The following is a 6,837-nucleotide window of genomic DNA, read 5'->3' as shown; positions in this document are numbered from 1 at the left end:
AAAAGCAACCCTGGCGCTTAAACACCCCCCCCTGAGCCCCCCACCCCCCCGAGCCGCGTGCGCCGGGCGCCACACCCCCGACCCGTCCCCCCCGGCGAACGCTGACCGTCGTCGCCCCAAAAGGGGGTCCCTTTTGCGCGCCGATCCAGGGTCCCAATTGCGGGCCGATTGACACGCTGCCGCCGTGCTCGTGACCATCAAGGGCAAGTCGCTTCGCGATGGCCAAAGGCCCACCCTTGACCGTCAATGCGCGCGGCGCCCCCAATGAACCCCGGAGCCAAAGCAGGAACAAATGGGGCGCCACAGCTGAACAAGGAGACGGAACGACTGAAAGATCACCTTGACAAAGATTAGCCCTTACAAGCGAGCGAGCGGCGTAGCGGCGATGATCGGCGTTCTTCGATGTCGGGGCCGCTTTCGGACCGCTTCTGAAGCGTCTCGAACAATTATGCCTGAATGAGGATCAGGGTCCCGAAAAGCCGACGGCAGAGGACATTACAGTCTGTATGTGGGACCAGACTAAGCCGGTTCTCCCCCTTTTAGGCCAACAAACGTTTGCCAGACAACTTTGTGCTGGGAGGTGCGACCACAGGATCTCGGCGTAACAATAGGCGACTAGACTCGTCGACCGGGTCCTCACGAGGCCTGCCTTATGCCGTCTCAAGAGGATCGACATTCGCTCACGCGGTTTCAGGCGGTTTGCCGACCTCCAGTCAGCATGCGGACGCGTTTGGATGGGCATATTCGCACCTCCTACAAAGCAGAAAGCCATCCGTCCCATTCATGCGATCGACGATTTGGCTAAAAACTGGCCCTTCAAAAAGATCTGCATATTCGTCGCGCAGAAGATTGCCCAACACGTGGCGCCGTTCAAAATCCATGCAGCAAAGCGTGACGTCACCGTTTGGGAGAAGAACATTCCGATACTGCCGTCCGTCAACGCATATCAGCGCGCCGACGACTGGCTGCCGAGGTTCGACGACCTTCGGATCGACGCTTCCACCCCTGCTGCTCAGAGGCCGCGCGCGAACTAGCGCTTCGGCGGGGATTATCCCGGCGATATCCGGATGGACCTCGCCCAGGACTATAAACCGAATCGAGGCGATGTCTGTGTCGACCACTTGACGAATCAAAGCGAGATACTTGTCTCCGACAAGACGGCTATTCATGTATGCGCCATCATCGAGAACATGGACCACGAATACCCTTGAGCGCAGCGCTTGCAAGCGGTGCAGATCCCGCATCTTCATTCCTACAAGCGTCGTGAAAATCCGGATGCCATGGCCTCTGGCGTAAGCGTGCTCGACCATTTCGGTGCAATCTGGATTGAGCCAAGGCTCGGAGTACCCGGCGAAACTGATGTCGACGGAAGTTGGTACGCGCGCCAGAGATCGCTTGAAATCTTCAAGACGAAGATGCTTCACATGAGAAACCGCTCTTTGCCGATGGGCGAATTTGTCCTGCGGACAATAAGAACATCCGACGATGCAGCCGGTGGTCGTCGTTATTTCCAAAACCCTGCCGCCAGGGATGGCAGAGCCCAGTTCCAGTAAGATCATCGGACATGCCTCCACTTTTGTGGGCTCTTGGCCAACCCTGAGTATTAAAGCAATAAGTTACTCATTTAATTCAGACGGAGCGTTATTCGCATGCTGGGATATATTTAATTATGTCATCTATGATACCGGTCTATCAACTAGGCTTCTAATATTCTTGTTAATACTCTCAGCGGATTCGATTTCCATCGATCAAAATTTTCCAAATGAACTCAGTCAGGTTCGCGTTGGGTGGCAATCAAACCCCGGCTCCATCGGTTTGCTGGGCGGCCCTCGCACCTAGTTTGAGCGCTTCGCCGGCACGGCAGGACGGCGAAATCGCAATCTGTCGAGCGTCAGCCGTTGCGAAAGGTGTAGCTATAGCCGTTGATTGCCGGCGCGCCGCCCAGATGCGCGTAGAGGACCCTCGATCCCTCTGGAAAGAAGCCTTTCTGGACCAAGTCGACCATCGCTTGCATCGATTTGCCTTCATAAACGGGATCGGTAATCATGCCCTCGAGCCGCGCGCACAGACGGATCGCCTCCTTGGCTTCCTCAGACGGAATGCCAGAACACGGGTAGGCGTAATCCTTGAGCAAGACCACGTCATCCTCGACGAGTTCCGTTCCGAACTCGACGAGCATCGCTGTGTGTTGGGCAATGCTAAGCACCTGCGCCTTTGTCTTTGCGGGAGTGGCAGAGGCGTCAATGCCGATCACGTTGCGCTGTCGACCGTCCTCGGCGAACCCGACGATCATGCCGGCATGCGTTGAACCCGTGACCGTGCAAACGACAATGTAGTCGAAGGCAAACCCAAGCTGTTTCTCCTGGGCGCGCACCTCCTCCGCGAACCCGACATAGCCGAGGCCGCCGTTCGGGTGAACAGACGCCCCGGCTGGTATCGCATAAGGTCGACCGCCCTTTGCCTTTACCTCACAAAGCGCTTTGCCCCAACTATCGCGGATACCGATGTCAAAGCCCTCGTCGACCAGGCGCACCTCTGCGCCCAAGATACGGCTCAAAAGAATGTTGCCGACCCGGTCGTAGACAGCATCCTCATGTGGAACCCAGCTCTCATGAACCAGGAGACACTTCATGCCGATCTTGGCGGCGACCGCCGCGACCATCCGGGTGTGGTTGGACTGCACGCCGCCGACGGTGACGAGCGTATCGGCATCTGACGCGATCGCATCGGGGATGATGTATTCGAGCTTGCGCAGCTTGTTTCCGCCGAACGCGAGACCTGAGTTGCAGTCCTCGCGCTTGGCATAGATTTCCACCTTGCCGCCCAGATGCTTGCCGAGGCGGTCGAGCTTCTCGATGGGCGTTGGTCCAAAGGTGAGCGGATAGCGTTCGAACTTTTCCAGCATGTTTTCTCGAGCAGTGGTGATCGAGCTGAACCAGCTCCGGCCTCGGTCATGGCGTCTTGGGTTCAACGCAAGCTGCGTCCGGAGACGTTGAAGAGAGCTTCATCATTGCCAGCGTCTCGTTCGATCGGGACGAAGCAACCCGCATGCCGGCGTGCTGCGACGGCTCCTATGTGCCTGGCCAACTAAACGGCTGCACCGCCCCGCATTAGTGGGCTCAGGATGTGGCCACCTCTGCCATTTCAAGCCCACGTATTCTTGGACGGTCAGCTCGATCTCCATGGTTGATCCAAAGTGGCGTGAATTCTGAGTTTCGGTGTTTGTCACTGCGCCTCAACCGAGCGGCGACACGCCGCTATCGGAACAAGCTGAGGCACAACTGAACATTCATTCCTCAACTCGTCATCTTGTGGCGGCTGGTTTCCAAACTGCGTTGAAACGGCTTAGCCCTTTCATCTGCTCGACAAGCACAGCTGGACCGCCAGAGCAGAAAGAGCACGCTGCCGAAATAGACCACCTGGAGCAGCAACGAGCAGGCCAGCGTCGTTACGATCGCTAGAGGGATCGAATGGGAGGCGAAGTAAACAGTCACAGCGTTGCCGCACAGGACCAGGCCTAGCAGCCGACAAAAGACTATGAAACGCAACGCCGTTCTCCTGGATTTATATCGTCAAATCACGCTGCTGATGCTGCGATCTGGTCGGCTGGGACATGGGTCTGGCAGTTCTTAGGGCAGATGCGGCCGCATGCTCCGCAACCAATGCATCGGCCGGCATGATCGACGACCATGATCATGCGATTGAGCTCACCATCGAAGTCGTCGTCACCGCCGTCGCAGGCGCCGAGGACTTCACCCGCGTTATCCACGCCGTAAAGATGCATGACCTCGCGCGAGCAGACCTTGAAACATCGGCCGCAGCCGATACAGATCTTGCCATCTATAGCGGTCAGATATTCCGGCACCCATATCGAGCCGTCGCGGCTGATGAATGTGTTCCTCATCGTAAAGTCTTCATTTTGGCGAGCTCTCTCCTGGCACCATCCAACTCGGCATAAACGGCGTGCGTTTTCTCGGCGACTTCCTCTATCTCAGTCCAATTGACCGGAAGACCCTCGGCAAGGTCGCGCAAGTTCGTCTTAGCAATTGCCGCGCGCAGTTGAAGCTTTCGGACTTTCTTCACCATCTGATCCAGGTTTGACATCATCCTCCCTCGAAAATCGGTTTCTTCACGCCCGCGCCACGTCGGGCTGCAGTCGCATCGTCGACCAGTTTCGGTACCGGCATCCGCGAGTTGCCGGAAGTCTCGAAGCCGAACCGGTGGACGTCTCGACAGAACGACCAACTGCCCGACCGTGAAAAGCACGCGCCCGTAGCCCCCATCGCCTTCATCTCTGTTGTTGGCGATGTCATCACGCCGGAGCGCTCCTCGATCGCAAGCCCCACTGCGGTGTAAAACATGTCGAGCCTCCACAGCACGTCCGGATCGGGATCGCCGATGCTGGGCACTGCACGACGGTGTTCCTTCGTGATGATGAAGTCGGCCAGCAGCTCGGTATCCGATTGCCTTCGCAGGCCCTGTAGGAATCCTGAGCACGAACCAGCCGCACCAGGCATTCAACGAACGGGTGGCCAGGGGCCGCCTGGTCCTCGTTGACAGCAGGGCAAAGCGCCGCTTGAGACATTTCGTTTTCCTCAATTTCAGTGCTCGTCCTCGAAAGACGATTTCTGCTTTCGGGTACGCCGACTTCGGGCCCGCTTGCGCGGCTGACGTCCGGCCTGGCCGGACCGATTCCACGTAAATGCCGTCCCTTTGGCCGACCTTGAACAAGTCCCGGACTGTGACGTTTTCCACGACGGGCCAAATTCGCGTCGAGCATTGCGCCCGCGGTGATCCGGTTGAAGAGTCACTAACGTCCGAGCATTGACCTGCAGCAAATGATCCACCTTGTGCTGCATGGACATACTTACTGTGGGCGCGCCGCAGAAAATGGGCGAATTGACCAGGGTTCAATTCCACTTGTCATCCCTTTGCGATCCTTGCTCATGAGACGACTGTGCTTTGAATTTCAGAAGCCTTGTCTTGGGGAACAACACAAAGATCCACGCAACAGGCGTTCTCACCCGTGTAGCTGGCCAGGGCTTGGAGCAATGGGGTAAGGTAGTAGTGTTTGATGTGGTCCGGCATAGTCTCCGGATCGCCCAGAGATTTCAGTGCCACCTCGATCAACTCGATCGCGCGATCTTTGTTGCCGCTCTCGTAGTAATATTGAGCGACCGGGACGTACCAACGGAATTTAAGGGGTCCGTCGCCTTGCGGGGGATTCAGGCTCAGGATCTGTTCCGAGAGCTTGTCGCCCATCGCAAAGCGCTCCGCACGGGGAAGATGAGAATTGTCCATCGCCGGATCGAAGAGTTGATTCAGGGCCATGACCATCCAAGAGACGGCCTCGAACTTTTTGTCGATGGCGTCCTCGACTAGCTGGCGCATGGCTGGCAAGCCGGTCTGAGTGTCGCGTAGCTTGTGAAGCAGTAGATCCGCATGAGTTTCCCGGAACCCTATATTATCGGGCATCAAGGCGAGGCCTTCTTCGATGGCCGAGAGTGCCCCCGTCCAGTCCTCGGCCTGCATCGCCGGCCGAAGTTTGGCGTATATCGGCTCGCTCAGCGATAGTTCGCGCGTTGTACGTTGGTTGCTAGCGATCCGCCCTAGATCGGCGGCTTTCGCTTCATCGGAGCCTCGCCAGCTGCCGTTGAGGACCTTCGGTAAAACATCGTCGAGTTCCGCCGGGTGTCCGATGAAAGCGATGTGGCCATGGCGGTCGACCACGAACGAGGTGGGAATGCCGAGAGAAGAACTGGCTTTCATCCATAGTCCGTTCATTTCGCCTGCGTAGTCGAACGCGATCCGAAAATTTAGGTTCGAGAACCTCTCGGTCAGCCACGCATCCAAGCTGGTCCGCGCCTCCTCTGCGGTTGGCGCCCTTTCGCTAGCTGCGACTGCGACGACCTCAAATCCGCTGTCTTGATATTTCTCCTGCAGCTGCATCAGATGGGGCATCGCCGCCACACACCAAGTTGCCCAAAATTCAACAAGGTACACCTTGCCGGGCTGAAAGTTCGTGAGGGGCTCGCCACGCAGCCAGTCGTCCACTTCGATCGGAGGAGCCGGGGACTCAATACGCAACACCATGTTGTTCTCCAAACCTCTATTCCCACACCTTTCCTGGCGTTTATCCGCGAGCTGGTTCTTCTCTCAGAAACGAAACACACCGGTTAGGAGACCATCACTCGTCTTGCGCGTTCGCATTCGGTCAGCCCTCACCCATATTGCCGCATCTCAATCAGCAAAGGCCGTGCCAGCGCGCTTAGTTCGCTGTAAGTGTATGCCCAAGCTTGGAAAAAACGCCACGGGCACCAACACGGCCGGTTGTCTTGAACCTTACATGTTTTCTGCCGCTGTCGGGTTTTGCACACGCATCACTCATGCGTCAGTCGCTTGGATACGAGGAGCTTGGCTGTCTCGCCTGCGGTAAGATTGGCATCGGCTCGTGCGGCAGCAGCACTTCGGCGCCCGTCGAAAGTGCGCGGGTAACTCCACGACTGGGATCCCCTGCCTGCGGGTCGGCTCATGGCTGAGCTTTTCTCCTAGACCGGGTCGATTAGCCCAGCGCGTCGAGTGCGAGCTGCCAGGTACTGCGTATGCTGTTCGCTAGAGGCCGGATGCAGCATTCACGATCCGATATCTCGCCACAGACCTTAGGAAGCATTGCAGCTTCCTGGTACACCACCGCAGTGCTCGGCTTAGCATCTGCTCTGCTCGTGTGCTAAGCGGATGCCGCCGTCGTCACGAGTGTCGATGCCGGCTCAATACTCCCCAGAAGTGCCGTTTGAATCTTCCCCAGTTTAGCGCTGTCGCCGGTCTTCCGGAGCGCGC

General features: G+C 57.5%; 7 protein-coding genes. All 7 read right to left on the bottom strand.

Annotation, left to right across the window (positions count from 1 at the left end; all coding sequences use genetic code 11):
* Positions 1-713: 713 nt before the first annotated feature.
* The 7 genes from NKH91_RS32140 to NKH91_RS32110 all read right to left on the bottom strand — a co-directional run bounded on the left by NKH91_RS32140 (position 714) and on the right by NKH91_RS32110 (position 6,093).
* On the bottom strand, positions 714-1,559 hold the full coding sequence (locus tag NKH91_RS32140; RefSeq protein ID WP_352885525.1) for a radical SAM/SPASM domain-containing protein: 846 nt from the start codon (positions 1,557-1,559) through the stop codon (positions 714-716).
* Between the two features lie 332 nt (positions 1,560-1,891).
* Complete coding sequence (locus tag NKH91_RS32135; RefSeq protein WP_352885524.1) at positions 1,892-2,905, bottom strand: 1-aminocyclopropane-1-carboxylate deaminase; 1,014 nt, start codon at positions 2,903-2,905, stop codon at positions 1,892-1,894.
* A gap of 391 nt (positions 2,906-3,296) precedes the next feature.
* Positions 3,297-3,494: an exopolysaccharide production repressor protein gene (locus NKH91_RS32130; protein ID WP_352885538.1), complete on the bottom strand. Its 198-nt coding sequence runs from the start codon at positions 3,492-3,494 to the stop codon at positions 3,297-3,299.
* 83 nt (positions 3,495-3,577) lie between these two features.
* Positions 3,578-3,904: a ferredoxin III, nif-specific gene (gene fdxB, locus NKH91_RS32125; protein WP_352885523.1), complete on the bottom strand. Its 327-nt coding sequence runs from the start codon at positions 3,902-3,904 to the stop codon at positions 3,578-3,580.
* Positions 3,901-4,104, bottom strand: coding sequence for a CCE_0567 family metalloprotein (locus NKH91_RS32120; protein ID WP_352885522.1), 204 nt, complete (start codon positions 4,102-4,104; stop codon positions 3,901-3,903). The genes fdxB and NKH91_RS32120 overlap by 4 nt, the downstream gene beginning before the upstream one ends.
* The gene (locus NKH91_RS32115; RefSeq protein WP_352885521.1) at positions 4,104-4,409 is read right to left on the bottom strand and encodes a DUF269 domain-containing protein; all 306 of its coding nucleotides are present in this window, start codon (positions 4,407-4,409) and stop codon (positions 4,104-4,106) included. Before NKH91_RS32115 ends, NKH91_RS32120 begins: the two co-directional genes overlap by 1 nt.
* Before the next feature lie 535 nt (positions 4,410-4,944).
* On the bottom strand, positions 4,945-6,093 hold the full coding sequence (locus NKH91_RS32110; RefSeq protein WP_352885520.1) for a TlpA disulfide reductase family protein: 1,149 nt from the start codon (positions 6,091-6,093) through the stop codon (positions 4,945-4,947).
* Positions 6,094-6,837 lie beyond the last annotated feature (744 nt).

The sequence above is a fragment of the Mesorhizobium sp. M0894 genome, assembly GCF_040319725.1.
Lineage (GTDB): Bacteria > Pseudomonadota > Alphaproteobacteria > Rhizobiales > Rhizobiaceae > Mesorhizobium.
This window is presented reverse-complemented; position numbering and strand designations above follow the sequence as displayed.

Bases quoted from the DNA above. Each gene is read 5' to 3' on its own strand.
- NKH91_RS32140 (WP_352885525.1), bottom strand. From the start codon at position 1,559: ATGATCTTACTGGAACTGGGCTCTGCCATCCCTGGCGGCAGGGTTTTG.
- NKH91_RS32135 (WP_352885524.1), bottom strand. From the start codon at position 2,905: ATGCTGGAAAAGTTCGAACGCTATCCGCTCACCTTTGGACCAACGCCC.
- fdxB (WP_352885523.1), bottom strand. From the start codon at position 3,904: ATGAGGAACACATTCATCAGCCGCGACGGCTCGATATGGGTGCCGGAA.
- NKH91_RS32120 (WP_352885522.1), bottom strand. From the start codon at position 4,104: ATGTCAAACCTGGATCAGATGGTGAAGAAAGTCCGAAAGCTTCAACTG.
- NKH91_RS32110 (WP_352885520.1), bottom strand. From the start codon at position 6,093: ATGGTGTTGCGTATTGAGTCCCCGGCTCCTCCGATCGAAGTGGACGAC.